Origin of the sequence: Wolbachia endosymbiont (group A) of Bombylius major (assembly GCF_947251895.1) — a bacterium.
Classification (GTDB): domain Bacteria; phylum Pseudomonadota; class Alphaproteobacteria; order Rickettsiales; family Anaplasmataceae; genus Wolbachia; species Wolbachia pipientis.
On sequence record NZ_OX366395.1, the window covers coordinates 1,271,499 to 1,298,235 of the forward strand.

Sequence of the window (26,737 nt, forward strand, 5' to 3'; positions counted from 1 at the left end):
TACAACAGCTGTGCATATCCAGTTAGAGAGTAATGCGAAAAATTATACAATCAACGAACTGCCTGTCATTTCATTTGGTTTTTTAATTCCAAGTAGCTGTAAAATAGTAGGGGCAATGTCAGATAACCTTCCGTCTCTTAGTTTTAGATTATCGCAAGACACAATAAATGGCACTTTATTTAGAGTGTGTGCTGTATGAGGTGTATTATTTTCTTCATCGAACATACATTCCACATTACCGTGGTCTGCAGTAACAATTAATGCGGTGTTGCTTGACTTTTTAACAGCACTCAGCACTTTCGCAAGACAATCATCTACAGCTAGCACAGCTTTCTCGGCTGCTTTTATATTACCTGTATGCCCTACCATATCAGGGTTAGCGTAATTTACAACTATCAGTGCGAATTCTTGGGAGTGAATTTTTTCTACAAGCTTTTCTGTGAGCTCGAAGGCTGACATTTCGGGCTGCAAATCATAAGTTTGAACTTTTGGTGAGGGAATGAGTATTCTTTCTTCACCAGAGAAAGGTTCTTCTTTTCCACAATTGAAAAAGAAAGTCACATGAGCGTATTTCTCGGTTTCGGCGATACGTAATTGTTGTAATTTATTGTCTTCTATTGTTTGTCCTAGAGTATCAGCGAAAGAAGTAGGAGGAAAAATATAAGGAATTTTGAGATCTTCTTTATACTTCATCATACTTAAAATTGAAGAGAATTTTGCTACCTTAGCGTAATCTGTTTTGCCAAGCAAAATACTTGCTAATTGTATCATTCGATCAGCACGAAAGTTAGCCAACAGCACTCCATCTTCTGGTTTTATACCTTGATAGTCACCTATTACTGCGGGCCTAATAAACTCATCAGTTATGTTATTTTGATAATTTTCATCAATCAACGATACTGCATTATCATGACAAGGTGCCTTTGCAAATGCGATAGCCTCATAAGCTTCGATTGTTCTCTTCCACCTGTTGTCACGGTCCATAGCATAGTAACGCCCAGAAACAGTAGCAATTCTTGTGTCATTTCCCTTTATACTCTTTGTAAATTCTTGAATGCATTTTTTTCCTGAATTTGGCAATGTGTCTCTGCCATCTAAAAATGCATGTATCACCACTTTTATTCCATGCTGTGATATTTTATTTGCTAAAGTTGAAATATGCTTTTGATGCGAATGAACACCACCATCGGACACCAATCCCATTATATGGCATACTCCGTTCTTACTTTTTAGATCATTAATAAAACTTTGTAGATTTACATTGTTTTCTATTGTTCCAATCTCTTGATTAATGCGCTGAAGGCTTTGTATTACCACTCTACCACTGCCAATATTCATATGGCCAACTTCTGAGTTACCTATTTGACCACCAGGTAACCCCACATCAGTTCCACAGGCGGATAAACTGCATTTTGGATAATTAGAGCTAATATATTGCCAACAGGGTGGATTTGCGTTGCTAATAGCATTGTATTTACTACTTTCTACTCCATTTCCCCAGCCATCTAGTATACATAAAACGACTGATTTAATGTTCATACAAAATCAATACTAGAATTTCACAGAGAAAAGCTCCCCGGGCCGGATTCGAACCAGCGACCAATTGGTTAACAGCCAACTGCTCTACCACTGAGCTACCGAGGAATAAACCGCTTTTAATTTACCATGTTGAACGTTGGTTGTAAACGTTTTTTGTATAGACTTTAAGTCCAACTGGTCACAGAAACGAAAAAACTTACTTGACAAACTCCGCCAGCCCTCTTATCATGAAACTGAAGCTATTGTATTTGCTTTCGCCAATCTGCAGATTAAAAGGTAAGGATTACTTAATGTATCGGCGTCTTATGTTCAATTTTTTGCAGTATATAGATACTGTATGTCTTTACAAAACTTCATCTACATCTAGATTTTTATCTAAATAAGCTGAACGCGCTTATAAAGCGTTACAAGACATCAAAAAATGCCAATACTCGACAGAGATAGTAAAGGACTAGCTAACTCGGGGATTCTTTGTCTTTTTTTCTGCTTAGTAAATTTCTTAAACATTTGCAGCATAGGTTAGTTGCAATTAAAAGCAGCTAAATCTTGCTTGTCAAGCGTTTAAAACATAAAAAACGCCAATATTTTAAAGCAGATAATAACCCCAGGGCTTCTTTTGCCTTTTTTTTCGTTTGGTAAATTTCTTAATGTTTATGGCTAAAGATTGCACGAATGTTGCAATTACAAAAGCGTTTCTACTAGGAGGGTGTCATCCCAGTGCTTGACACTGGGATCCAGGTTGCTCACAAGCGAACTAGCATAGAAAGTGGTTACAACGTTTTCGATGAGATTGCAGAAAGGCTGGATCCCAGTGTCAGCTACTCGGATGACAGGGGAGGGAGGCTACTTTCATGGCACCATCTTGGATGGAAACCAGTGTCAGCTACTTTCATGACACCCTGACAACCGTCATCCCGCTACTTGTTAGCGGGATCTAGAGATACCGCGGCGGTATGACGATAAGACACAAAGCCTAATGAAAGAAACTACGAATACCAGTGAAAAACATAGCAATTTTATTTTCATTTGCAGCTTTTATCACATCTTGATCTTTTAGCGAGCCACCGGGCTGAATTATAGCTGTAATTCCATGTTTTGTGCTTTCTACTATGCTATCTGGGAATGGGAAAAATGCATCTGAAGCAAGCACCGCACCTTTACACTTTTCACCTGCTTTTTTCACTGCAATGTTAACACTATCTATTCTGCTTGTTTGCCCAGCGCCGATGCCAATAGCACAACCATCTTTTGCTATAACTATTGCGTTGGATTTCACATGTTTACATATTTTCCAGGCAAAAATAAGATCTTTTTTTTCTTTTTCTGTTGCAGTGCATTCTGTTACTTGTTCTGCTTTTATCTTGTGATCATTATTTTCTTGCACCAAAAACCCACCAACAACATTTTTAATTTGGTATTTCACATTTTGTTGGAAAGATTTATGAATAATCACTCTTAAATTTTTCTTTCTTTGTAAAATTTTTAGTGCCTCATTGTTTACCGATGGTGCTATCACTACTTCCAAAAATATCTCGTTTAATTTTTCTGCTAGCTTTAAATCTATCTCCCGATTTAAGGCAACTATGCCACCAAAACTGCTTACTTCATCACATGATAGAGCCTTTTCATATGCCTCCAAAGCATTATTACTAACAGCAGCGCCACATGGGTTATTGTGCTTTATTATCACTGCTGCAGGTTCTTCGAATTCAGAAGTTATGTTAAGTGCGGATTCTATATCTACTATATTATTATAACTCAACTCTTTTCCATGTAGTTTTTCCAACGGATATTCTGTAAATTGATTACTATAAAATGCAGCTTTTTGATGGGGATTTTCACCATACCTTAATTCTTGTGCTTTATGCCCATATAGTGCGAAAAACTCTGGCAACTCATTATTTTTACTCTGGGATAAAAACCAACTGTGAATATTAGAATCGTAGTGTGCAGTGAGAGCAAATGCTTTGGTTGCTAAATATTTTCTATATTCCAATGTTGTTTCATTGTTATTTTTTATCATCTCAGCTTTTAGTGCTTCGTAGTCTTGAATGCTAGAAATAACTGAAGTAAAACGAAAGTTTTTTGCTGCAGCTCTAATTAACGCCACTCCGCCGATATCAATTTGTTCTATAATTTGCTCTTCATTTGAGCCGCTACTTACTGTCTCCCAAAATGGGTATAGGTTAGTTATAAGCAGGTCTATTGGCTCAACACCTAGATCTTGCATTTCTGTTTTGTGCTTTTCTCGATCACAAAGTATTCCTCCATGAATTTTAGGGTGTAAAGTTTTTACTCTACCACCCAGTATCTCTGGAAATTTTGTGTAATCTGAGACCTCTTGTGTTTTTATTCCTGCACTAGATAGCGTTTTATAAGTATTTCCCGTTGAAAGAATTTCTATTTGTTGCTGCATTAAAAACGATGCAAGATCAATTATATTCGTTTTATCGTATACTGATATTAAAGCTCTTTTTATTTTCATTTTTATATGGAAAGTTTTTTAAAATTATATCTAAGAAAAAGGAATTTGTCTATATATAGCTACTACGTCATACCGCCACGGTATCCACAACTGTACGAACATTGTGATACAAGAGACCAAGAAAGATGTCATCCCAGTGCCCAGACACTGGGATCCAGAAAACTTCACTTTAAATGAGCACACCAGGTGGCTGTACAATAGAAACTGGATTCCAGTGTCAAGCACTGGAATGACACCATCTACTACTCAAATTACCTGCAAATTGCAATGTTCGTACACCAAAACGCGGTATCTTGTTGTAGATTCCGCTAACAAGCAGCGGAATACCAAATTGTAGAAGTTGCTTTAGCCCTCCTAACCTTTCCTTCAAAGCAGTCTATTCTATAAATTTTTTTACCATGCTTGATTTCAAACCACGAATAAAATCTTCAATACTACAAGGATTTCTTCCTTCCATTTGTACAACTTTAGGAATTAAAATGCCACCTTTTAAACTTATGTGCATATTATCGTTAACAATCTCACCTTGTTCTGAAGCGAAAGCTTCAAAGTCAGCATCAAGTATCCTGATACGTTTATTCTCTATCTCGATAAACGCTTTTGGGTAAAACGCTTTAACCTTTCTATAAGCAACTTCACAGGCATCACTTGCATAAATTTTATAGTCTTCCACTTTGTCAGCGTAACATGCATCGTTATCGTTCTGTTTTAAGGGAAGCTGTTTTTCAATTTCGTTTAGCACTTTCAGCAGTAAATCACTGCCTAGCTTAGATAATTTATCATGCAATGTCTTGTAATTATCGTTCTTTTCGATAAGAAATTTTTCCTGTTTTAAAATAGGGCCGGAATCTAATCCTTCATCCAATTGCATAATGCTAACCCCGGTTTCTTGATCTCCTGCTAAAATTGTGTGCTGTATCGGGGCTGCACCACGCCACCTTGGTAGTAATGAAGGATGAATATTAATACAACCATATTTTGGAATATTCAAAATTTCTCTTGGAAGTATCAATCCATACGCGGCAACAACCGCAACGTCTGGCTTGAAATTTCTAAATTTTTCTTGCTCTGCCGAGAACTTTAGAGAGATAGGAGTACATACCTCTATGTTACTTTCTTCAGCGATAACATGTACTGGAGATTTCATTGGCTTCTGTCCACGCCCCGAAGGTTTTGGAGCCTTGGTGTATACTGCCACCACTTCGCTCTTTGATTTCAGTAACAAGCTCAGAGAATTAACAGCAAATCCTGGTGATCCCATGAAAATAATTCTCATGGTGTTTTTGCTTTAAGAATTCTCCGCTAATTTACCACTTACAGTTTCTACTAATTTGGCAAAATCATCCTTATAATTAACTGCCATCTCAGCAAGAATTTTTCTATTTAAATCAATGCCGGCAAGTGTAAGACCATGCATAAACCTACCATAAGTAAGCCCATGCTCTCTTGCTGCTGCATTAATACGTATTATCCATAAGCTACGGAAATCACGTTTACGAGTTCTTCTGTCTCTGTAAGCATATTGCAGTGCTTTTTCAACTCTCTGTAATGCAATTCTATAACAGCTTTTTGCACGTCCTCTATAACCCTTTGCTAGTTTCAATATTTTTTTATGACGAGCGTGAGTAGTGACTCCACGTTTTACCCGAGCCATTTTATTTTACCTCCATTTTATTAAATACCATAAGGCATATAAAGCTTAACTATACGCGAGTCAGATTTACCAAGAATCGTTGTACCACGCTGATTACGAATATTAGATTTACTTCTCTTTACCATGCCATGCCTTTTGCCTGACTGAGTAGAAATGACTTTACCCTTAGCTGTAAGGTGAAAGCGCTTTTTAACAGAAGATTTGGTTTTTAATTTTATTTTCTTCATATTCCAAATAAATTTACAAGCACTACTATTGAGTTCTTTAATAGTAATTAAGCATTAGTATAAATAATTTTATTAAAGAATCAAATTAAAATTGTATATTAAAGGAGTTTAAAAGTAATTACGCCCAATATGTGTGTTATACCTTCTTTATTCCCAAGTGGCAACAATACTTGCCTCATTTTAACACTTTCACTTTCTTCCTCTTCATTGATCGGGCATTTACTCTCTATTACAGTATCAAGTTTATCAATAACTGCATCTATTTTATATAGTCGCAAAAATGGTGCATCAATTGCATACTTATTATCAATGCGCGTCTTTTTCTCAAAACCATAGAATTCAACAGCCTTTTCTCCTGCATTTTCACAAATATAACCTTGATCCTTGACTTCAATGACAAAACAATGCTGCCATGATTCCATTATTTCTGCAGTGTCTATTTCATGCCTTTCTGGCCAATCTCTGTCTGATCCTTTTATGTCATTCCAGTGTTGAGTCACCACATTTGCTATTCTTTTTTCTTTGCCTACATAAATTTCCATTCCAATTTCCACATATAAAACACAGATATGAGGTAAATTTATCGTGAATATATTGATTTTTTCTTACCACAAGGTGCATGTCACTAGAAGTTCTGAGATCTAGAGAGTGGTATTGATTTTATTTCCATTACAACTTATTATTTATAGATAACCTCAATAAAAACGATGAAGCTAAACGAAATCAGAGAAAGATTTATAAAATTTTTCGTAAGTAATGGCCACAAGCAGGTTTCTTCTTCTCCTTTGATTCCAGAACATGACCCAACGCTCATGTTCACAAATGCTGGTATGGTGCAGTTTAAAAATATTTTTACTGGTGCTCAAAAAACTGAAATGAAACGTGCTGTCTCAAGTCAAAAGTGCCTAAGAGCAGGCGGTAAACACAATGATCTGGAAAATGTTGGCTATACAACTCGGCATCACACATTTTTTGAAATGCTCGGAAATTTTAGCTTCGGTGATTACTTTAAGGAAACTGCGATAGAATTTGCGTGGGAATTTATCACTAAAGAGTTATCTCTTGATAAAAACAGACTATCCATAACCGTCTACCATACTGATGATGAGGCGTACGAGATTTGGCGTAAGATAAGTGGCTTTTCAAGTGATAAAATCATAAGAATTACAACGGATGATAACTTTTGGAGTATGGGAAGCACTGGTCCGTGCGGTCCATGTTCTGAAATTTTTTATGACCATGGGAGTCCTAATTTACAAGAGGGCGATAGAATTGTTGAAATCTGGAATCTGGTATTCATGGAATTTAACAAAGATGAAGAAGGTAATTTACACAAATTGCAAAAAAAATGCATCGATACTGGAATGGGCCTTGAAAGAATAGCGGCTGTTATGCAAAACGTCCATGATAACTATGATATTGATCTATTTTCTGCTCTGATAAGTAAATCACAAGAGTACTGTGGAAGAACGGAAAATAAAATAGCGCATAAGATCATAGCAGATCATCTTCGCGCGGCTGCATTTCTCATCGCAGAAGGAGTGCTTCCTGGGAATGAAGGCAGGAATTACGTATTACGCAGATTAATTAGGAGAGCCGCGCGTTATATCCACCTGCTTGGATATAATGATTCCCTACTCCATCGTATTTTTCCAGTGTTGATAGATAGCACGAGTTCGGCTTATATGGGAGCTGAATTAGTCAGAGCTAAAAGCTTAATAGAAACGACGTTAAAATCAGAGGAAGAAAACTTTAAAGACACTTTGATGAAAGGTATCAATCTCCTGGAGAAATTCACTACAGATTTAAAATCGGGCGATACTTTGCCTGGAGAATCAGCGTTTAAGCTATATGACACCTACGGATTTCCTTTGGATATTACACTTGATATTTTAAAAGAGAAAAAAATAAATTTTGACCAGAAGGGTTTTGATGATGCAATGGGAGAACAAAAAGAGAGAGCACGTGCTAAATGGGCTGGATCTGGTGAAAAATCTGTTGAGCAAGTATGGTTTGATTTGATCAATAAATTTGGCAAAACAAAATTTGTTGGTTATGAGTTCAATGAAGTAAGTGATGCGAAAATACTAGCTATAGTTTCCTCTAAAAATGAAGTAATTGATTCTGCAAAGGAGGGAGAAAAGATAACCATTATACTTGATAAAACACCTTTTTATGGCGAGTCAGGTGGACAAGTGGGAGATACTGGCAGTCTGATTAAACCTGGTAGAAGTATTATTATAGTCGAGAATACCAATAAGGTTAATGACCTATATTTGCACAGATGCATAGTTAAATCTGGCTCAATGTGTAAAGGTGACACAGTTACAGCAAGCATAGATAAGGAAAGAAGGCAAGCCTTAAGAAGAAATCATTCAGCTACACACCTTTTGCACTTTGTATTGAGAAAAATCTTGGGTGATCATGTCACTCAAAAAGGTTCCCTAGTTGCACCGGATAAGTTACGATTTGACTTTAGTCATAACACTCAAGTTACTCAGGATCAGCTATTCTTAGTAGAAGATATGGTAAACTCTCTAATCAGAGAAAACCTTTCTACGTCTACAAAAATTCAGAGCATGAATCAGGCAATAGACGAAGGAGCTATGGCGTTATTCGGTGAAAAATATGGCAACCAAGTAAGAGTAGTGAAGATTGGAGATTCAAGGGAACTGTGTGGTGGCACACACGTTGAACATACTGGAGAAATCGGTTTATTTAAGATAGTAACAGAAAGTTCTGTTGCTTTTGGAGTGAGAAGAATTGAGGCTTTAACTGGTCAAGAAGCAATCGATTATGTACGTGATAATGAAATTAACTTAAAAAAAGTTGCAGAATTCGTAAAAGCACCAGCAAGTGAAATAATAAACCGATTAAATATTTTAAATCAAGAGCGCAAAGAATCTGAAGCTAAAATAAAAAATTTATATAAAAAACTTATAAGCGCAGAGAGCATAAAAAGTACTGAAATAAATGGAATAAATTTTGTAAGTCATGCTTTTACCAATATTCCAGCGAATATAATAAGAGAGTTTGTTTTGCAGCAACAAAAACCAAAAACGATAATAGCTTTCACGGCAACAGAAAAAGATAAAACAGTCTTGATTATTAAAGTAAGTAAAGACTTAGCTAATAAAATTAGTGCAAAAGAACTAGTATCAATAGCAGTTGAAAAAAACTGTGGTGGGAATGCTGAACTTGCACAAACAGGCTGTGATAGCAATAAAATAGATGATGCCATTACAGCCATTTATAGCAAAATAACAGCTTCTAAGCACTCTACGTCATACCACCACGAACCGTCATACCGCCGCGGCGCTAACAAGCAGCGGGATACTTAACCATCGTCTACACCGTCATACCGCGATTCATTCGCGGGATCTCTTAGCCGCTAACAAGAGATCCCGCTAACAAGCAGCGGGATGACGAATTACTATGCCGCCGCGAACCGTCATACCGCGATTCATTCGCGGTATCTCAGCCGCTAACAAGCAGCGGGATGACGATTGTCGTTTAGCTACAAACATTAAGAAATTTACCAAACGAAAAAAAAGGCAAAAGAAGCCCCATGGTTAACTAGTTATTTATATGTACTTCAAAATATTGGCGTTTTTTATTCTAAACGCTACGATTCAGCCGCTTTTAAATGCGACTAACCTAAATTATAAACGTTAAGAAATTTACTGAGTGGAAAAAAAGGCAAAGAAACCCTAGGGTAGCTAGCATTCAAATTCTCCCTTGTTCTATTTGACGTCTTTTGATGTCTTGAACGCTTTATAAGCGCGTTTCTGCTTGTATAGGTAGAAACCTAAAAGTTTTATAAAGACATGAGGTGCACATAGTGCAAAAAATTAAGCATGATTTACGCCAAATACAAAGTTCCCTTTGTCGTTTTAATCTGCAGATTGCGAAGATAAATAAATAGCTTCATCTTTATGATAAGAGGGCTGGCGGAGGGTGTCAAGGAATTCTTATTAAAACTAAAGAGCTCAAATGAAAGAAGGTAAACTTTAAAGTATACATTTAATAGCGCTTTCTATGAGAGAAATCGTATTATCCATTCCATAAAGCTTTATGAAAGATCCCATTCTTGGACCGGTTTTTTGGCCAAGTAACGTTTCATATAATAGCTGAAACCAGTCACGTAAGTTAGTGTAATCATATTTTTTTCCAATAGAAAATACCTGAGATTGAATTTCTTCAGCAGTAGCAGTTATAGATAGAGAATGTAAAGTGTCCTTCAAATCTAGTAACGCTTCTTTCTCTTTTTCATTTGGAGTTTTATATGATTTTGTTGGCTTGATAAAATCGTGATAATACTTTACTGCAAAGTCTGAAAGTCTATCAAGCATTTTATTATTTTCTGGTGTAACGTTCGGTGCATAAGAGGATATAAAACCCCATAGGATCTCTTTGTTTTCAGCATTACAAGCTGCTGCTAGGTTTAAAAGTAGTGAGAAATTTATGCCTGAAGTTTCTATACTGGGAACATTGCCCTGGTGAATGTGCCAAGCAGGATTATTTATATCCTTTTCTTTGTTCTCATGATAACGCTTTACAAATTCTAAATATTCATCAGTTGATTTTGGTATCACATCAAAATATAAACGTTTAGCTTTTTTAGGACTCTGAAAAATGTACAATGCTAAACTCTCTGTTGGTGCGTAAGTTAACCACTCTTCAATTGAAATGCCATTTCCTTTTGATTTTGATATTTTCTTTCCTTCTTTATCAAGGAAAAGCTCGTAGCAAAACAGAAGTGGTGGCTTTTCTCCAAGTATTTCACATATTTGACTTGAAAGCACAGCAGATGGAGTTAAATCTTTTCCGTGAGCTTCATAATTTACTCCAAATGCGGCCCACCTCATTCCCCAATCAGGTTTCCATTGCAGTTTACATTTTCCTTTTGTCACTGGAACTTCTATTTTTTCCCCGTTTGGGTCTTCATACGTGATTGTTCCTTTATCTGTATTTGTTTCAATTACTGGAACTTGTAAAACTTGGGAAGTTTTTGGGCATATCGGCAAGAATGGACTATAAGTCTGCTGTCTTTCTTCCCGAAATGATGGAAGCATTACGTCCATCACTTTATCATAATTTTTCAGCAGTAGTAAAAGTTTTTCATCGTAAACGCCAGATTTATAACACTCTGTTGCACTCCTGAACTCGTATTCAAATTCAAACAAATCAAGAAATTTACACAACAATGAATTCATATGATGACCATAACTTTCATGAGTCCCAAATGGATCTGGGATTATAGTGAGTGGCTTATTTAAGTGCTCTCTTAGCATCTCTTGATTTGGCACGTTATCTGGTATTTTTCGTAAACCATCCATATCATCTGAAACTGCAATGATTTTGGTTTTTATACCAGGAGCTATTTTTTTTAATGCATTTACAATAACTGTAGTGCGGAAAACCTCTCCAAAGGTTCCTATGTGGGGTAAACCAGAGGGTCCATAACCAGTTTCAAATATTATTTCTTTTTTATTAGGAAACTCTTGCAATATTTTTTCTGCTTCTTGAAATGGCCAACTTGTCATTATCTTGGTTAAATAATGTACCTTAACTTAAAGTGCTACTAGTTTCAATGGATTTTTAATATAATGATATAGTATTAGTTATTATTAGAAGGTTGAAGATATGTCCACAGGTAGTATACAAACAGATCAATTATTCAAAGGTCTTACAAGACCTGCAATGCTTTTTGGTGTGAGTTATATGTTTGCAATATTAAACGTCCTGATTTGCATGCTAATTTTCATTAATTCAAATGATTTGAGAGTGATTCTCTTAATGTTACCAGGTATACATGGACTTGGTTATATAGCTTCTGCAAAAGAACCGTTGTTTATTGAATTATTTATGGTAAAATTAGGAAAGTGCTCGAAATGTTTAAATCGTTTTTATCATGGAGCCAATTCTTATGATATTGCTTAACGTTGTGTGATGCTGAGGTTTAGGGCTGTTCAATCAAAGAATAAATCTACTCTGAGCAGGGAAGTTCACGCTGCTGAATTTATTCCTTATTCTTGCTATTGGAATAGCACAACCTTGATGACAAAAGAAAATTGGTTGGTTAAGGTTATAAAATTAAGTGGCTTTGCATTTGAAACCGCCGATGACGAGGATTTAGTAATACAAAATAATATCAGGAACCAGATGCTAAGAAGCATTTCATCTCCGGCATTTAGTTTGTATTTTCATACTATCAGACGTAAGAAAAATATTTTTTCTGATGAATTTGCAAATCAAGGTTTGTCGAATTTTTTCGCTAATCACGTAAATCTAAAATGGAGAGAAAAACACGCAACAAGGCAATCATTTATTAATGACCTATACATTACGATTATCCGTAGAGCGGACACAAAAGGAGTAGAATTTTTGTCACATCTACTAAAAAAATTCGGACATGTAACTTCAAAACATGCTTGGGAAAGTGATATACGTGCCACGTATGAAGATTTAGAGGAAACGACAAATCGTGTAGTGACAAGCCTTAGAAATTATTCGCCTAAAATTCTTGGAGTAAAAGAAACTCCAGATGGTTTGTTCTGCGAAATAATGGAGTTTCTATCTAGAATCGTAAATTGTGGATTCGTTACAAATACGCTTTTTCCGCTAAGAACTGAAATATCAAGGTACTTACCAGTACATAGGTTATTCTTTGGCCGTAAGATGATACAGGTTGTGACTCATAATGAGAGTAAATATGCTGGAATAGTTAGTATCAAAGAATATGGAAATCATACTTCTGCAGGAATGCTTGATTCGTTTTTACAACTTCCTTACGAGTTTATAATTACGCAATCTTTTCAATTTATAAACAGGCAAATGGCGGTTGGAAAAATGCAGATACAGCAAAATCGAATGATACAGTCTGCAGATAAAGCTATTTCTCAAATAGCAGAAATTTCTCAAGCGCTTGATGACGCAATGAGTGGTAAGATTGCCTTTGGTCAACATCACCTGACTATTTTATGTATAGAAAAAAGTCCTAAATCATTGGATAACGCTCTGTCGTTGGTAGAATCAGAGCTTTCTAATTGCGGTGTTTACCCTATACGTGAGAGAGTTAACCTTGAACCAGCATTTTGGGCGCAAATTCCTGGTAATTTCGATTATATAGTGAGAAAAGCTACAATAAGTAGTCTTAATTTGGCTGGATTTGCATCTCAACATAATTATCCTACTGGTAATAAATTCAATAACCACTGGGGAGATGCTGTTACAGTTTTTGACACGACATCTGGTACTCCATTTTTTTTCAACTTTCATATAAGGGATGTTGGACACACTATGATAATTGGTCCAACTGGTGCTGGTAAAACTGTTTTAATGAATTTCTTGTGTGCCCAAGCGATGAAGTTTTCTCCAAGGATATTCTTTTTTGATAAAGATCGCGGTGCAGAGATTTTCTTAAGAGCACTTGGTGGTATCTATACTGTAATAGAACCAAGAACTAAAATAAATTTTAATCCTTTACAACTTGATGACACCTCTGATAATAGAACATTTTTAATGGAGTGGATAAAGTCTTTAATTTCGGTGTATAATGATAAATTTACTTCAGAAGATATTGCACGAATTAATGATGCAATTGAAGGAAATTTTAAATTAAGAAAAGAAGACAGATTCTTGAGAAACCTCGTACCGTTTTTAGGGCTTGCAGGTCCTGATACTCTAGCTGGGGCAATATCTATGTGGCATGATAATGGTTCTCATGCTGCAATATTTGACAATAAAGAAGATTTGCTAGATTTTTCACGAGCAAGAGTATTTGGTTTTGAGATGGCTAGCTTGCTCAAAGATCCTGTTGCTCTTGGACCGGTCTTGATTTATTTATTTCATAGGATTAGTATATCTCTTGATGGCACTCCATCTATTATCGTTCTTGATGAGGCATGGGCGTTAATAGATAATCCAGTTTTTGCACCCAAGATAAAAGACTGGTTGAAGGTACTGAGAAAACTAAATGCTTTTGTGATTTTTGCTACTCAGAGTGTTGAGGATGCAAGTAAAAGTACTATTAGCGATACGCTTGTACAACAAACAGCGACACAGATTTTTTTACCAAATCTGAAAGCTACTAGTGTCTATCGGGATGTTTTTATGTTAACTGAACGTGAGTATATATTAATTAAGCACACAGACCCAAGTACTAGATTCTTTTTGGTGAAACAAGGAGTTAATGCTGTGGTAGCTAGAATAGACTTAAAAGACTTAGATGATATAATCAACGTATTATCTGGACGTGCAGAAAGTGTTCTATTGTTACACGATATATTAAATGAAGTTGGGGACAACCCAAAAGTATGGTTGCCTATATTTTATCAGAAGGTAAAAAATGTTTAAGACTAAGCTGTCATTGCTATTAATTGCAATATTTTTACTAAATATAGACTTTTTACTCTCATATCCAGTACTTGCAGATGAAGTAAGTGGTACTGACAAGACAGAATTTGTTAGTAGGTTTAATTCCACTGGCAGTTTTAGTCGTGCCTCTAATCCTGATTGTGGAGCGTTTAAAACAGCTGCAGCACTTGCTGGAATAGCTATTGCTGTTGGTGCAATATTTACTGGCATTGTTTTGATCGTTTCTTCTGCTGGTTTGTTTACCGCTCTTGTTATTGTTGGAATGATAGCTGCAATTGTTGGAGTCTGGAAAGCGATAGGAGGGCTTGTTGTTTGTGAACATAGTTTTGTTAAACACCCAGTTGCACGTGATCATGATGGAAAATACAAAAATTTTAAATTAGAAGACACAGGTTATAGTGGCTGCACCAATGAAAATTACCAAACAGAAGAGGAATATTTTTCTTGTTTGCAAAATAAAGCTCGGGAAGACGTGAACAAAAAAGATTATGACGGGAAAAGAGCAGAAAAAGAAGCCTTAAATTCTAACGTTCAGGAGAGTACAGAGAGTTATTACTGGCCAAAAAATGGTGTGCAATACAGTGAATATATAGAAGTATGTCATCGAAACCCTTTAACTTTTGGTAATCTTTTTAATAAGGTAGACTTTAATTCCAGAGGAAAACCTGGATACATAGACTTTGATGTCAGGGAGAAAGACACTGGATACGTAGATGGGTCATGGTCCTCGAAGGTTGATGGTGGTCTGGAATGTAGAGTTCTCAAAGCAGGACAGAGCGAACCCATACATGGAGCTACATTCAAAGCAGTGAGAAAAACGGGCAGATTATGTGTGGAGTTAGCCAGTGTTAGCATGCTTGGTATCGAAATGACTCCTTGGCCGCAAGGGGTTGATATGGGGTGCACGGAATTACCACCTGACCCACTTGCTCCTATGTGTGAAAAATCTGTGATGATATTCAAAAATAAAGATGGTACAGGAGAGGAAAAAGTTCCTATTGGTAATAATGATGACTATAAAACTAATATAAGAAATAGGGAAAAAGAAGGAAAAATTTTTGTAGGTTACGACAATAAAGGCTGTTTTAGCTCGTATGTCTCTGAAGCTTGTTACAATCAGGCAGGGAGTAAATCATTAGCTCCTATTCCCGTAACTTCTATGATAGTGCAATGCATTAAGGAATCGTTAGATAATTTAGTTGCAGGTATTGATTCAAGTGGCAGTCCACTTAAAGATAAAAATGGACATAACAAGGGCAGTTTCTTATCTGTAGCACAGAAAAGGCTGAAGAACACTGTAACTGCTGTTTTAGTTTTAGCTTTAGTACTGTTCTCTATAAAAGCCATGTCTGGTGGAGTTCAGAGGCCTCAAGAAATGTACATGTTGATCATAAAATTCGCTTTAGTGATTTACTTCACAACAGGCAGTACCATGTCTCATTATTATGGAGAATTAACTCGTCTCTCAAATGGTTTGTCAGAGATAGTGCTAAAAGCATCATCTGAAAGTAAAGGCATATGTAATTATAAAGCAGGTACAGATTATGAATATACTCGTGCAGGAAAGAGGGTATCTTACAGTTATCTTGCACCTTGGGATAGGCTTGATTGTAGAATTTTATTTTATTTAGGTGCCCCTTTAGATGGAATTGGTGGCAAAATTGGTACTGGAGGTGTTGCAACGTTAGCGGTCTTGCTTGGCGCTGCTCCTGTCTTGTTAGTTGCAGGTTCGGTGATTGGTATTATTTTCGCTGGTGGACAGATTTTAGTAGCTCTTGTTTGTATATTTATGGCCATTTTGATGATGATGGTTATTTTGTGGCTGTGCTATGTGTTTATTTTATCTCTAGTTGCTTTAAGTGTAATCATCATTTTATCACCTTTTTTCATTCCTATGGTTTTATTCCAACACACCAAAGGATATTTTGACGGCTGGGTGAAAGAGTTGATCACCTATAGCTTATACCCGGTTATCCTTTTTGCGTTTTTGTCCTTTATGTTCATAGCATGTGATAAAATCTATTTTAAAGATTTGAACTTTGAGTCGGACAAGGAATATGAGGAGAAAATAAAAGCCTCGGGTGGTAGCAAAAAACAATGGTTTAAATTGAAAGATGGTGAATGTGATAACAATGAAACTACTCTAGCATGTATGATGCAAAATTACAGCTTTAAAAAGACCAACATACTTGGTCTATTTTATTTTACATACATGGAATTTGGCAGCTCTCTCATCGGAGAGTTATTAAAGTTGTGTCTAGTGTTATTCCTCTTTTACCACTTTTTAAACATTCTTCCTAACATGGCTGCTGAACTTGCTGGTAACTATAGAGCAGCACTCGGTTCTGATAGTACACCTGGACAAATGGTGGGCAAAGCTTTATCTGCTGCCAAAGCCGCTGCTGGAGGTGTTGGTCAAGCTGCTGCTGCGGCTGTCAAGAAGGCAAGAGGTACTGGTGGAGGAGGTGGAGATAGTGGTAAAGGTTCCAGCGAAAAGATTAACTAAGGTGGCGGTGATGCTAGTTAAGGTAAGTAACAGATGCTTAAACGTTTAAGTAACCAAAACTTGGGTAAGTTATGCATAAGTTTTGTGGTGCTTTTTTTATTGTCTGGATGCGGGGAGGATCACTGTATTAAGCCAGAGAATTTATCAGGTTTGCGTGAAAAACTAGATATAGTGTCAACAGAGCAGAAATGGGTTGATTCTGGTGTCTATATCTCAGGTAGAATAAGAGTAACAGAGATTGATATAGTGCCTAGTAAGGTTAATTTTTGTCCTAAGCAGTATGCAGATTTTGCAATTGGGCCTGGGAGAAATGACATTACATTACCATTTGCACTTGAAGCTGGTGATACGATAAGCTTTAGTGTTATTGGAAGTAAAGTGTGTAAAGATAAAGAGAGTGAGACAAAAATCAGGTATGTGAAAATTGATGAAAAGTGCAGCGAACAAGAAGAGGAGTATTTTGCAAGGGTTTTGAATCAAAATGAATGTCAGCCAATATGGCAGAATGGAGAATATCAATACACAATATGCCCTAATAAGTATATCGTAGGTAATCCACAGTGGTTGAATGGAAAAGAGTATTGGAGTTCAGACCCATCAAAATTAGTTAAAGAGAATAGTAGAGAAGAGATTGAAAATATTATTAACTCTATAAAACAAGGAGAAAATATAGATTGCAGCAAGCTTTCAGAGAGCAGTGCAAGTAAGATAGATACGCACATTTTAAATTCACTCTGTAGACGTATATGTAAATTTTCTTCTGGTCGTAGAGGAGAGGATTGCGTGTATATTGAATATAATAATATAGAAGGTGAGATATTCAATGCTTTAAATCCTGGTGGTAAATCTGTTATTGCTGAAATTATTAGTAATGTATTAAAGGGAAAACAGGTAAAAACTGACATTACACTATTACGTGCTTACATGGATAATGAGAATTTTGAACACATTCCAGGAGGTGGTTTATGCACTAATTGTGATCACAAGATAAGAGATAACTATCGAACACCAAGATTAATTTTTAGTTTATGTAGTAGAAATGACAAGTACTGCTACGATCAAAATGACAAAGGTGGTTTCAATATAAGAGTAACAAAGAACCACAGTCTAGAAAATAGCTTGTATATAAGCGTCTCTGACAAACTTCCTGAGCATAAGCCTGGTGAAAACCAAGCGGATATATCTGTAGATATCAGCAAAGTTCATGATACTGAGTACATGGAAGGCTTAAAGGAGAAGTTAAAAGAAAAAAAAGGCACCATATATTACGGAATAAGAGACCATAGCTGCGATTACAAAAATGAAGGTCAGTTTAGCATTAACCTAACAACTAAAGAGCCACCTACAAGAACTTTTAGTGCAATATATAATTTTTTTGATGAGAAAGTGAAAACTGCATTTTTCGGCTCTAGTTATAAAGACTCTAACGCAATTCACTCTGATACTAGTCCTGTAAAGTCTCTTTACGAAAGTTTTATAAAATCAAGCAGAACAAATACCATTAGATCCACGATAATATCGCTGTTAGTATTATACATAACCTTATATACCCTTTACTACTTTTTTGGTTTAACTCATATTTCTATATATGAGTTTTTAATTATATGCGTAAAGATAGGAATCATCGTCCAGTTGTTGCAGGATAATAGCTGGAACTTTTTTTATAACAATGCATTCTCTATGCTTATTAACACTCCAAAACAACTAATAGAAATAGCAAATTTTAGAGGTACGACATCAAATGTTTTTGAATTCCTTGATTTGCCGCTCAATAGGTTCTTGTCATCGCATTCAGTATTGTTAATAGTATCTCTTATATTTTCTGGTCCTTTGGGTTTTGTATCTTTTTGCTTGGTGATCTGGGGTTTAATCACAGTGAGCTTATCTATTTTCAACGCCTTATTTTCTTTTATTACATCTATAGCAATAGTTGCGTTATTACTTTCTTTAGCACCTATTTTTATTATTTGTCTTTTATTTACGTATACTAGGCAGATGTTTCAAAACTGGGTTAAAAATTTAGCAAGATTTGCGATTCATCCAGTGGTCCTTTTAATTTTTATATCACTGATAAGTCAGGTTATGGATTATATCATATATTCAGTATTTGATTTTGAAGTCTGCTCTACGTGTATACTTAGTATTAACCTAAAGATTTTTAACCCTTGTATTTTTTATGGTTATGCTTCCAAATATACACCTAATATTACCGCTATGATGGCTTTTGTTATTTTGGGACACGCTATGAAAGCTTTAGTTGAAGCTTCTTCGACAATATCTGACTCGTTGTTTGGTGTTTATGTGCAAAACGAACCTGGAAGACAGTATCAAAAAAGCTTAATGGGAACAGTAGGGTTAGATGAACAAAGCGTTCAAAGAAGAGAAAGAGGAGGTGCTTCTCAACAGTCAGGTACGTCAAGACCTCAAATACCACAAGGGACTCAAAGGTCAACGCCTCAGATACCACAAGGAAGACAGCAATGATAAGTAAAAGATCACTATTGTTGATACTGTGTCTTGCAATCACTGGTTGTAACATGGATTGTGTCGAACCTGGGTTGCAGAGCAGAAACACCAGCGTTAATGTGGATGTTCCAGTTCATAAAGCCGATAAGATCCATTGGGTTGATTCTGGTCAGGTAATTAGTAAGGGTGAGGAAATCAAATTCACCCTCGGTGGATCAGTAAATTTTTGCCCTTTTAAAGAAGACAAAAATCCAAGGAAAGTACTTGTGCCTGCTAGCTTTTGTGCTGATGGCTCAGAACCAAATTATAGTAAAGCTAAAAATATTAACGATGTGCCTAATAATTATGGTGCTGATGAAAGTAAGGTGGATAAAGAAGAACTTTGTGGCGGTAAAGGGTTTGGTAGCAATAGACGTTATGTAGACACTGGAATTAAAGTAAATCCTGGTGATAAGTTAAGCTTCAGCTTAGTTCCCAGAAAGGTAACAATCGATTGTGATAAATTAGACCTTCTTAAAGGAGAAGTTATTTTTGATAGCAATTATTACGACAGTGATGGCAGTAAAGCTACTGCAAAAGAGATATGTAAAGGGGGTAAATTTTCTTATAGAGATGCTCAAGGTGGTCAACATGAAATTGAGCTTAAGCCACTAGATAAAAGGGGGGGACGTGACCAAGAGTATAAGGTTCTGGTTGGCAATGGGTACACTCCATATGATAATAAGGTGCATTTTAATAAAGGTTATATTAAAGACGAACCATGGATGAATGGTGCGTTATTAGATTTACGCCGCGCTAAAATAGGATTGAATGAATTATGTGATGGAAAAAGCTGCGATTTTAACGAGGTGAAAAAGTACAGCTCTACTAAAATAGGGTTAGATCAACTATGCAAAGAAAAAAAATGCGATCCTAACGAGATAAAAAAATACAGCTCTTATGAGCTTAACTGTTACTATCAGAATGTGTGCTATACCGAAAAGGGTATATGGGATTATGGTTTAGGTCAAGCAGGAGAACGGAACTGTGTCTCCTCTATAAGGTATAAGAAGTACGATAAAGGAAATAAATGTGATATGTATTCTTATCTAGAAAAAATGGAAGGGAATGTTAAAGCAGGTAGTTTTACTGAAGATGATAAATCTTGGGCTGAGGCTCTTGTTGCAAAAATTGGTGATCCTGATGATAAAAATACCGCTAAAGGTATTCAATGTCTTCCAAAGAAACAGGGTGCAAAAGAGGATAATGTGTGTTCACAAATTAAAGATGAATTTGGAAATTTTTCTCTGAGGTTAAATCATGACTATCCAATAGAGAGTGTAACACCTGGTAGTAGCGTGATGCTTGCTATCGCAGATTATGGTCACTATGAAGCTAATAGGGGTGGGTACCATGTTAAAGTGACTAGATCATGTGAATATATTAATGGCGAAAAACTGTATGTGTATTTGGGTGATAACCCACCTAAAGATTTGCATGGTGTGGGAACTAATGATTTCAAAGTGGTAGGAGTGAGAGAAAGAGTAGACGGAAAAGATGAGTACACCATATTAGATGTAATAAGCGGAGAACACTTTCAGAACGAAGAATCTAAGAAGATATATTTTGGTATTGATGTAAGCAACGTAGAGAGAGATGACATTACAGATAAAAATGGCGAATATTATGAAAACAATAAGTATAGTGTAACTTTATTTGTCAAAAGAAAAATTAATGATTTTATTTCATCAAATATAAACAATATATTTAATTTTATGAAAGAAGAAGTAATTGGTGACAGCGTTAAAGATTCATACAAAGGATATATAAAAGGTCTTCTTCAGGGAGTAAGAGCTTTGCTTACTCTATACGTTATATTTACTGTCATTGGCTATATGCTTGGAACAATACAGCTAAGTAAATTTGATTTCATTGTAAGGATGTTCAAGATAGCATTTATAGCTTTTGCCTTTAGCGATAGAAGTTGGGAACTTTTTGGTACAACTTTATCCAGACTTTTTATAGATGGTAGCACTTATTTAGTTGATAGCTTTTCTGGCTATATAGGGGAAGGGGGGAGAAAATTTGCATTCTTAGACTTAACAGCAGGAGTATTATTCACAGCAGAAACTTGGTTAAAGTTTTTATCGTTGATGCTCTCTGGTCCTTTTGGCTTTATTGCATTTTTGGCAATACTCTACGCTACTTTTATGTTCTTAAAATGCATTATTAGCGCTACGTTTAAATATGTAATATCTACTGTTCTAGTAGCGTTTTTACTGTCATTAACACCTTTGTTTATCGTGTTTATTTTATTTCAACAGACTAAACCCTTGTTTGATAACTGGATAAAAACGCTGGCTCACGTTGCAGTACAACCAGTTATTTTATTTTCATCTTTATCTCTTTTAAATCAGTTGATGTATTCAGTTCTATACAATCTCACAAATTTTTCTGCATGCTATCAATGTTTAATTAGCGTAAATTTCTTATCGTATGATCTATGCCTGATGAAATCAATACTGCCTCTTGGATACAGTCCTGGCACTAATGTTGATGTTGCATTAAGTACCGGAGAAAGAGCTGGTGGGCACTTTGCAGCATTACCTATAGACCTAATCCAGGCGTTTATATACCTCATTATTGCCGGTGCAATGGAAGCTTTTGTTTCTATATCGGAAGCTATGGCACAAGTACTATTCAGCTCTGGTTTTGGGGTTGCTGGCAGTGTTGGTCAAGTTGCTAAGAGCGCATCGCAAGCTATGCTGTCCACCGTTGGCCTTGATGATAAGACCCAAGGTATTATACAGAACATTAGGCAACAAGTGGGTAAAGATCGGACGGAAGTTGACGTGAAGGATAATTCCATGAGCCCTAAATCTGAAATACCAGAACAATCAGGTAAGCAAGAAGGTCCTGATAAAAAGGAGAGGGGGAGCTCTAAACCTGAAGCACTAAAACAATCAGGTCAGCAAAAAAATCCTGATGAAACAATAAGAAGTGATCCTAGTGATAAAGCTAAAAACAAGGAAGGAAATGGAGAGAAGTAAGATATGAATGATGTTATGGAGTAACTAATTAAAAAGATATTTTAAGTAAAGTTTTAGAAATTTATTTCTATATTTGGAAAAAGTTTAGATATGCAATCACGCTTAGGCAAATGTTGGTTTAGGGTATTACTTCTTGCAGCTTATATGCTGATCACAGGTTGTAGTAAGAATGATATGCCTTTTCCAAGGTGCATATCTGCTGACTATTTTGGTCCTAAACCTATTGCAGTAAGCGCTCATTTTTCAAGCGACCACGATGCGTTTATTCCAGGAGATGGAGAAGTTATTGATCCTGAAACTGGCGAAATTAATTATGGTTTTCACCATAACCAAGTGGTGAAGTGGGAGGATACCGGACTCGAAACCAATGGAGATAGTTTAAAAGTGCGAGTTAATGGTGCATGGACATCTTGGAGTAATAATAACAAGAAGGAATCTAAAAAAGGCAGTTATACCTTACAAAGCTTGGAGCAGTTAAAATATGCAACTAAATTTGAAGGTAAACAAAGTGATAATAGTTTACCTAATTTTCACTTAGTTTGTAATGATTATAAACCTAGAATACAAAAATTTTCAAGTAAGTCTGATACAAGTTGCACTGTAAATTGCAAGTGCATTAATGAAGATGATAGCGCAAATACAGTATCACGTGGTGCTCCATGTTGGTTTACCAATGGTCATGGTGCTTATCTTTTGTTTCAAACGGGGAAAGATGATCCTAACGAAAATCTAAAGTTAATGCGCGATCCTCAATATCCTACTGTACATCTAGGTTATAACTCCACAGCAGAGGGCGACAATGGATTTTTTACTTTAGACAGAGATAACACTAAATTAAAGGACAGAAATTGTAATGAGTTGAAGTTAAAAAAGGGATGGAAAATATATGTAAAAATATTAGATAGATATTACTTAGATAATGTAGGTGGCTACTCTTTTGAGTTCTTAAGTGGAGTGCAGCAGCCAAGTAATTTTGGGTTTTTTGATTACATTTATAACTATCTAAAATGTGTATTATTGATTAACGAAAATTGCAAAGAACATTTTAATAGCAATGATCCTGCAGTTGCACAAGCTATGTTCGAAAATATAGCTGAAAAAAGTACGAGCTTTCACAATTTTGTTCTTTCCTTGCTTGTTCTATTTGTAATGATTTCATCGCTTCTTTATCTTTTTGGCATGATACGAGAAACTAAGCATGATATGCTCATCAGAATGATGAAAATCACTCTAGTAATAGTGCTTATATCTCCTGGAAGTTTTAGATTTTTCTATGATCATTTTCTTGTTTTATTCGTTAAAGGTCTTGAACAATTGATAAGTGTAATTACTAACTTTGCTCCCAACATGAACACCGGAAGTATTGCTCAAGGAGATGAAGCTAAGTTGTTTAGCTTCATGGAGGACATGTTCAATAAATTTTTTGCTTATTCTGTTTGGAAAAAGTTTGCAGCGTTTTTACATTACCAAATGTGGGCAAGCCTTCTTATGATACCGGCAATTTTCATAGGGATTGTGCTATACTTCTTGTTGTGCTTGTATGCTTACATAATATTTCTCTCTGGCTTTATGGGTATAGCTTTTCTTATAGCTATCATGCCACTGTTCCTGATCTCTATTTTATTTTCACCGCTGAAAAGTCTATTTGAAGGTTGGATAAAATTCTGCATCAGTTTTTGTTTACAATCGATTATGATATTTACTCTCTTGTCATTGTTGGCTTCAATGATAATGAACACCTTTTATAGACAACTAGGTTTTACTGTATGCTACAATAAATGGTTCGAGGTAAAGTTATGTGCTCCAAAATGGGTGTTTGGCGGTTTTTGTATCGTTGATAAGCAGTACTTTGGTTGGACCCCAGGGCAAATTTTTGTACCTTACACTCTTGGAGAAGCTTCTTCTCTTAACATAGATAAAAGTATAGAAGGTATAGAAAAGATAAGCAGAGAAGGTGGTACAATAAAATTTACTGGAGGCGCTGGATATATCCCGCTTCCACCGGATTACCCTAAAGATAAAAATGGTGAACATATAAAAGGGTTTCGTTATATAGATTATCCTTTCTTTAATCCAATGCCTGGAATTAAAGATAATCCAGCAGACCACTATATTGCAGAAAGTGATATGGTAGTTAGTAATGGCTGCAGTGCAAAAGATCTAGTACGCTTAACAAATAGTTTATCCCATGCATCAGAGAGGGCTGACATTATATTACTGATCAACAATATAGAGAAAAGGATAGGTGATGTTAGTGAAATAATAAAACGCTACTGTCAAGATATAAATAAATGCAATAGTTATAGGGAAATAATTAATGAAATAAGATCTTTAGTGCGGAGTGCGGTAGAAAAACAAGGTTGTAGAATACTGAAACTTCATGATTTATATAAGGATCCCAACAGTGAATACTGTCAGAAATGTAAAGATTGTGAGGATTGCAAAAATTATCAAGAAAATAGCGATTACCAAAGGGTGCAAGACATACAGAGAGGTTATTTAATCAATGCAGGAGAGATCTTTGTACTATTCTTGCTTTCATTTTTAATGTTCTCCTTACGCGAGTTCGTACAACAGATGGGCTCAAGTATAGCTGGTGGTGGATTCAGCGTTTACAATATATCTAGAATGTATGAAGCATCGCCTTTGGTTGGCATAATGGAAGGATTAAAACGGCATTATTGGCAAGACGCAATTGGTGGAAAACTAGAATCTTTAGGTAATTGGGCTACTCATTTACCGGATAGATTAGCTGGAGGTACAGCTAATTTATTAGGCAGGATACCAAGAGTTGGAGGAGTGCTGAAATACGCTATTGATGTGCCACGTAAATTTGTAGGTGCTACTATTGAAGCAACAAAATTTGCAACATCACCTAAAAATGACGTTGATAAACTTGAGGAAAAAATCTACAGGGCATTTGGAGTTGATAAGGAAGATATTACGCATAGAAGGATCGGTAAATATTTAGAATATTACAAAGGATATGTAGGATCACATTTGGGCTATACAATAGAAGATGCTATGAAATTTACTTGGGAGCATGGTCTTGACTCTATAGGAAAGCATGGCTATGATCATAACCTACTCTATAGAGCAAAAGAATATAGGCGAGATTTCTTAGAGAAGCTTCATGATTACACTATCGGCCGTAAGAGAGAACCAGAAAAAGACAATCCTGATCAATCAAATAAGGTAGAACGAGAGTTAGGCACGGAACTAGTAAGAGATAACCATGATCAGCCACTAGAAGAAGGCGACCCTCTTCGACTACGAGGGGGAGGTCAGCCAGATAAGGTAGTACGAGAACTAAGCACAGAACAAGAAGACAAGCCTAATCAACTACAGCATGATCAGCTAACAGAAGAAGATAAGCCTGATCAATCAAATGAAGTGACACGAAATTTAGGCACGGAACCAAAAGGCCCAGATGAAATTGATGATTTTGGATCTGCTTTTGAAGGTATGGAAAAACGTGCTGAAAGAGAAGGCAGAAGAAGTCAAAATAAAGTTTACAACCTCTCACCACTTTTTGAAATGAACACTCCAGAAGCTGTAGAAAAACGTGCTGAAAGAGCTAGAAGAAAAGAAGAAAGAGATCGAAAAGACGAAGTTTATAATCTTAAGCCTTTATTTAAAGAACCAAAAAATCCAGAAGAGTACGTTAAGGCACTTTTTGAAATGAATACCCAGGAAGCTATAAAAAAACGTGCTGAAAGAGAGGAAAAAAGAAATCGAGAAGACAGTAAAAGGAAATTACCGGAACCAATGAGGAAACCAGATGCAAAAGGAGATGAGAAGAGGATTGAAGATGAAGACTAATAAAAATTTCAAAGGCCTTGATTATTATAAATTGCAGCAAGATGATGATGGCAATATAAAATTAAATAATTATGATGACGTTTTAAATCTGCGTAGGGCGAGAGTAGATCTACTATTAGACAACACACCAGACAACAATATCGACCTCACTAAATTAAATAAAGCTTTGAGTGAGAAATTTGTAGATAATCATAGTTTATTGTCTGAATTTGATAAGGAAGACAAAGAGATTGTACAAGAAAGGATTAAGGTGTTTAGTATTTTAGAAAGTCTTGAAGACCTTAAAAGCGTGAAAAGTGAAGATCTGTTAGAGGTTAGCTTACTGCTGTCAGATCTTAGCTTCATAGAGAGAAATGTTGTACTAAATACCGATCAGAATTCTGATCTAGCAGGATTTAAAAACCTATTTATTGAAAAAAAAGCATCTGGTGAAGAGTATAGTGAAGAAGAATGTAGAGGCTTTCTTGATAATATAGATAAAATCAATACTATAATTAAGTTAGAGTTAGAAAGCAGAATTGAAGGGCTAAATCATGATGAAAAAAATGATCATGATGATTTACAAGATGAGATTGGTCAAGCAATTAATGCAGCAGGCAAATCAGAAAAAGATAACTGATGAGTCTTGTG

The 26,737-nt window shown here is 35.9% G+C and carries 15 protein-coding genes, 1 tRNA gene and 1 pseudogene; 9 read left to right on the forward strand and 8 right to left on the reverse strand.

What is annotated here, in order from left to right; translation table 11 throughout:
• Window positions 1-42: 42 nt before the first annotated feature.
• The 3 genes from gpmI to purH form a co-directional block, all read right to left on the reverse strand.
• Window positions 43-1,539, reverse strand: a complete 1,497-nt coding sequence (gene gpmI / locus OPR49_RS06095; RefSeq protein ID WP_265026957.1) for a 2,3-bisphosphoglycerate-independent phosphoglycerate mutase — start codon at window positions 1,537-1,539, stop codon at window positions 43-45.
• A gap of 33 nt (window positions 1,540-1,572) precedes the next feature.
• A tRNA-Asn gene (locus tag OPR49_RS06100) sits at window positions 1,573-1,644 on the reverse strand.
• Between the two features lie 868 nt (window positions 1,645-2,512).
• A complete protein-coding gene (gene purH, locus OPR49_RS06105; RefSeq protein WP_265026958.1) occupies window positions 2,513-4,024 on the reverse strand; it encodes a bifunctional phosphoribosylaminoimidazolecarboxamide formyltransferase/IMP cyclohydrolase in 1,512 nt (503 codons plus the stop codon).
• A 133-nt stretch (window positions 4,025-4,157) separates the two neighbouring features.
• Here purH and OPR49_RS07685 point away from each other — a divergent pair.
• A pseudogene (locus OPR49_RS07685) lies at window positions 4,158-4,313 on the forward strand (WPE palindromic element domain-containing protein); the annotation flags it as partial.
• A gap of 87 nt (window positions 4,314-4,400) precedes the next feature.
• Here OPR49_RS07685 and fmt read toward each other — a convergent pair.
• From fmt to OPR49_RS06130, 4 genes are all read right to left on the reverse strand, one after another.
• Entirely contained in the window at window positions 4,401-5,300 is a 900-nt protein-coding gene (gene fmt / locus OPR49_RS06115) for a methionyl-tRNA formyltransferase (protein WP_265026959.1), read from the reverse strand.
• Window positions 5,301-5,312: 12 nt separating this feature from the next.
• On the reverse strand, window positions 5,313-5,678 hold the full coding sequence (gene rplT / locus OPR49_RS06120) for a 50S ribosomal protein L20 (protein ID WP_006279340.1): 366 nt from the start codon (window positions 5,676-5,678) through the stop codon (window positions 5,313-5,315).
• Window positions 5,679-5,698: 20 nt separating this feature from the next.
• Window positions 5,699-5,905: a 50S ribosomal protein L35 gene (gene rpmI, locus OPR49_RS06125; RefSeq protein WP_015589253.1), complete on the reverse strand. Its 207-nt coding sequence runs from the start codon at window positions 5,903-5,905 to the stop codon at window positions 5,699-5,701.
• Between the two features lie 98 nt (window positions 5,906-6,003).
• Window positions 6,004-6,447 carry a PAS domain-containing protein gene (locus OPR49_RS06130; RefSeq protein WP_010962890.1) on the reverse strand — a complete coding sequence of 148 codons (444 nt, stop codon included), beginning with the start codon at window positions 6,445-6,447 and terminating at the stop codon, window positions 6,004-6,006.
• Window positions 6,448-6,612: 165 nt separating this feature from the next.
• On the opposite strand from OPR49_RS06130, the gene alaS reads away from it, so the two are divergent.
• Window positions 6,613-9,246, forward strand: a complete 2,634-nt coding sequence (gene alaS / locus OPR49_RS06135; RefSeq protein WP_265026960.1) for an alanine--tRNA ligase — start codon at window positions 6,613-6,615, stop codon at window positions 9,244-9,246.
• A gap of 669 nt (window positions 9,247-9,915) precedes the next feature.
• Here alaS and OPR49_RS06140 read toward each other — a convergent pair.
• Window positions 9,916-11,451, reverse strand: coding sequence for a lysine--tRNA ligase (locus OPR49_RS06140; RefSeq protein WP_265026962.1), 1,536 nt, complete (start codon window positions 11,449-11,451; stop codon window positions 9,916-9,918).
• Window positions 11,452-11,551: 100 nt separating this feature from the next.
• On the opposite strand from OPR49_RS06140, the gene OPR49_RS06145 reads away from it, so the two are divergent.
• From OPR49_RS06145 to OPR49_RS06175, 7 genes are all read left to right on the forward strand, one after another.
• Window positions 11,552-11,848, forward strand: coding sequence for a type IV secretion system protein VirB3 (locus OPR49_RS06145; protein ID WP_007548615.1), 297 nt, complete (start codon window positions 11,552-11,554; stop codon window positions 11,846-11,848).
• A gap of 9 nt (window positions 11,849-11,857) precedes the next feature.
• Window positions 11,858-14,263 (forward strand): VirB4 family type IV secretion/conjugal transfer ATPase, encoded by a 2,406-nt coding sequence (locus OPR49_RS06150; RefSeq protein WP_265027543.1) that lies wholly within the window; start codon window positions 11,858-11,860, stop codon window positions 14,261-14,263.
• Entirely contained in the window at window positions 14,256-16,790 is a 2,535-nt protein-coding gene (locus tag OPR49_RS06155; protein ID WP_265026963.1) for a TrbL/VirB6 family protein, read from the forward strand. The genes OPR49_RS06150 and OPR49_RS06155 overlap by 8 nt, the downstream gene beginning before the upstream one ends.
• A gap of 33 nt (window positions 16,791-16,823) precedes the next feature.
• Window positions 16,824-19,274 carry a TrbL/VirB6 family protein gene (locus OPR49_RS06160; protein ID WP_265026964.1) on the forward strand — a complete coding sequence of 817 codons (2,451 nt, stop codon included), beginning with the start codon at window positions 16,824-16,826 and terminating at the stop codon, window positions 19,272-19,274.
• Window positions 19,271-22,285, forward strand: coding sequence for a TrbL/VirB6 family protein (locus tag OPR49_RS06165; protein WP_265026965.1), 3,015 nt, complete (start codon window positions 19,271-19,273; stop codon window positions 22,283-22,285). Before OPR49_RS06160 ends, OPR49_RS06165 begins: the two co-directional genes overlap by 4 nt.
• Window positions 22,286-22,375: 90 nt before the next feature.
• Window positions 22,376-26,107, forward strand: a complete 3,732-nt coding sequence (locus tag OPR49_RS06170; protein ID WP_265026966.1) for a TrbL/VirB6 family protein — start codon at window positions 22,376-22,378, stop codon at window positions 26,105-26,107.
• Entirely contained in the window at window positions 26,097-26,726 is a 630-nt protein-coding gene (locus tag OPR49_RS06175; RefSeq protein ID WP_265027544.1) for a WD_0853 family protein, read from the forward strand. Before OPR49_RS06170 ends, OPR49_RS06175 begins: the two co-directional genes overlap by 11 nt.
• Window positions 26,727-26,737 lie beyond the last annotated feature (11 nt).

What these genes read in the sequence shown, in the direction of transcription:
- alaS (WP_265026960.1), top strand. Translation starts at nt 6,613, where the DNA reads ATGAAGCTAAACGAAATCAGAGAAAGATTTATAAAATTTTTCGTAAGT.
- OPR49_RS06160 (WP_265026964.1), top strand. Translation starts at nt 16,824, where the DNA reads ATGCTTAAACGTTTAAGTAACCAAAACTTGGGTAAGTTATGCATAAGT.
- OPR49_RS06155 (WP_265026963.1), top strand. Translation starts at nt 14,256, where the DNA reads ATGTTTAAGACTAAGCTGTCATTGCTATTAATTGCAATATTTTTACTA.
- OPR49_RS06145 (WP_007548615.1), top strand. Translation starts at nt 11,552, where the DNA reads ATGTCCACAGGTAGTATACAAACAGATCAATTATTCAAAGGTCTTACA.
- OPR49_RS06175 (WP_265027544.1), top strand. Translation starts at nt 26,097, where the DNA reads ATGAAGACTAATAAAAATTTCAAAGGCCTTGATTATTATAAATTGCAG.
- OPR49_RS06140 (WP_265026962.1), bottom strand. Translation starts at nt 11,451, where the DNA reads ATGACAAGTTGGCCATTTCAAGAAGCAGAAAAAATATTGCAAGAGTTT.
- OPR49_RS06165 (WP_265026965.1), top strand. Translation starts at nt 19,271, where the DNA reads ATGATAAGTAAAAGATCACTATTGTTGATACTGTGTCTTGCAATCACT.
- OPR49_RS06130 (WP_010962890.1), bottom strand. Translation starts at nt 6,447, where the DNA reads ATGGAAATTTATGTAGGCAAAGAAAAAAGAATAGCAAATGTGGTGACT.
- rplT (WP_006279340.1), bottom strand. Translation starts at nt 5,678, where the DNA reads ATGGCTCGGGTAAAACGTGGAGTCACTACTCACGCTCGTCATAAAAAA.
- OPR49_RS06170 (WP_265026966.1), top strand. Translation starts at nt 22,376, where the DNA reads ATGCAATCACGCTTAGGCAAATGTTGGTTTAGGGTATTACTTCTTGCA.
- OPR49_RS06150 (WP_265027543.1), top strand. Translation starts at nt 11,858, where the DNA reads ATGCTGAGGTTTAGGGCTGTTCAATCAAAGAATAAATCTACTCTGAGC.
- gpmI (WP_265026957.1), bottom strand. Translation starts at nt 1,539, where the DNA reads ATGAACATTAAATCAGTCGTTTTATGTATACTAGATGGCTGGGGAAAT.
- fmt (WP_265026959.1), bottom strand. Translation starts at nt 5,300, where the DNA reads ATGAGAATTATTTTCATGGGATCACCAGGATTTGCTGTTAATTCTCTG.
- rpmI (WP_015589253.1), bottom strand. Translation starts at nt 5,905, where the DNA reads ATGAAGAAAATAAAATTAAAAACCAAATCTTCTGTTAAAAAGCGCTTT.
- purH (WP_265026958.1), bottom strand. Translation starts at nt 4,024, where the DNA reads ATGAAAATAAAAAGAGCTTTAATATCAGTATACGATAAAACGAATATA.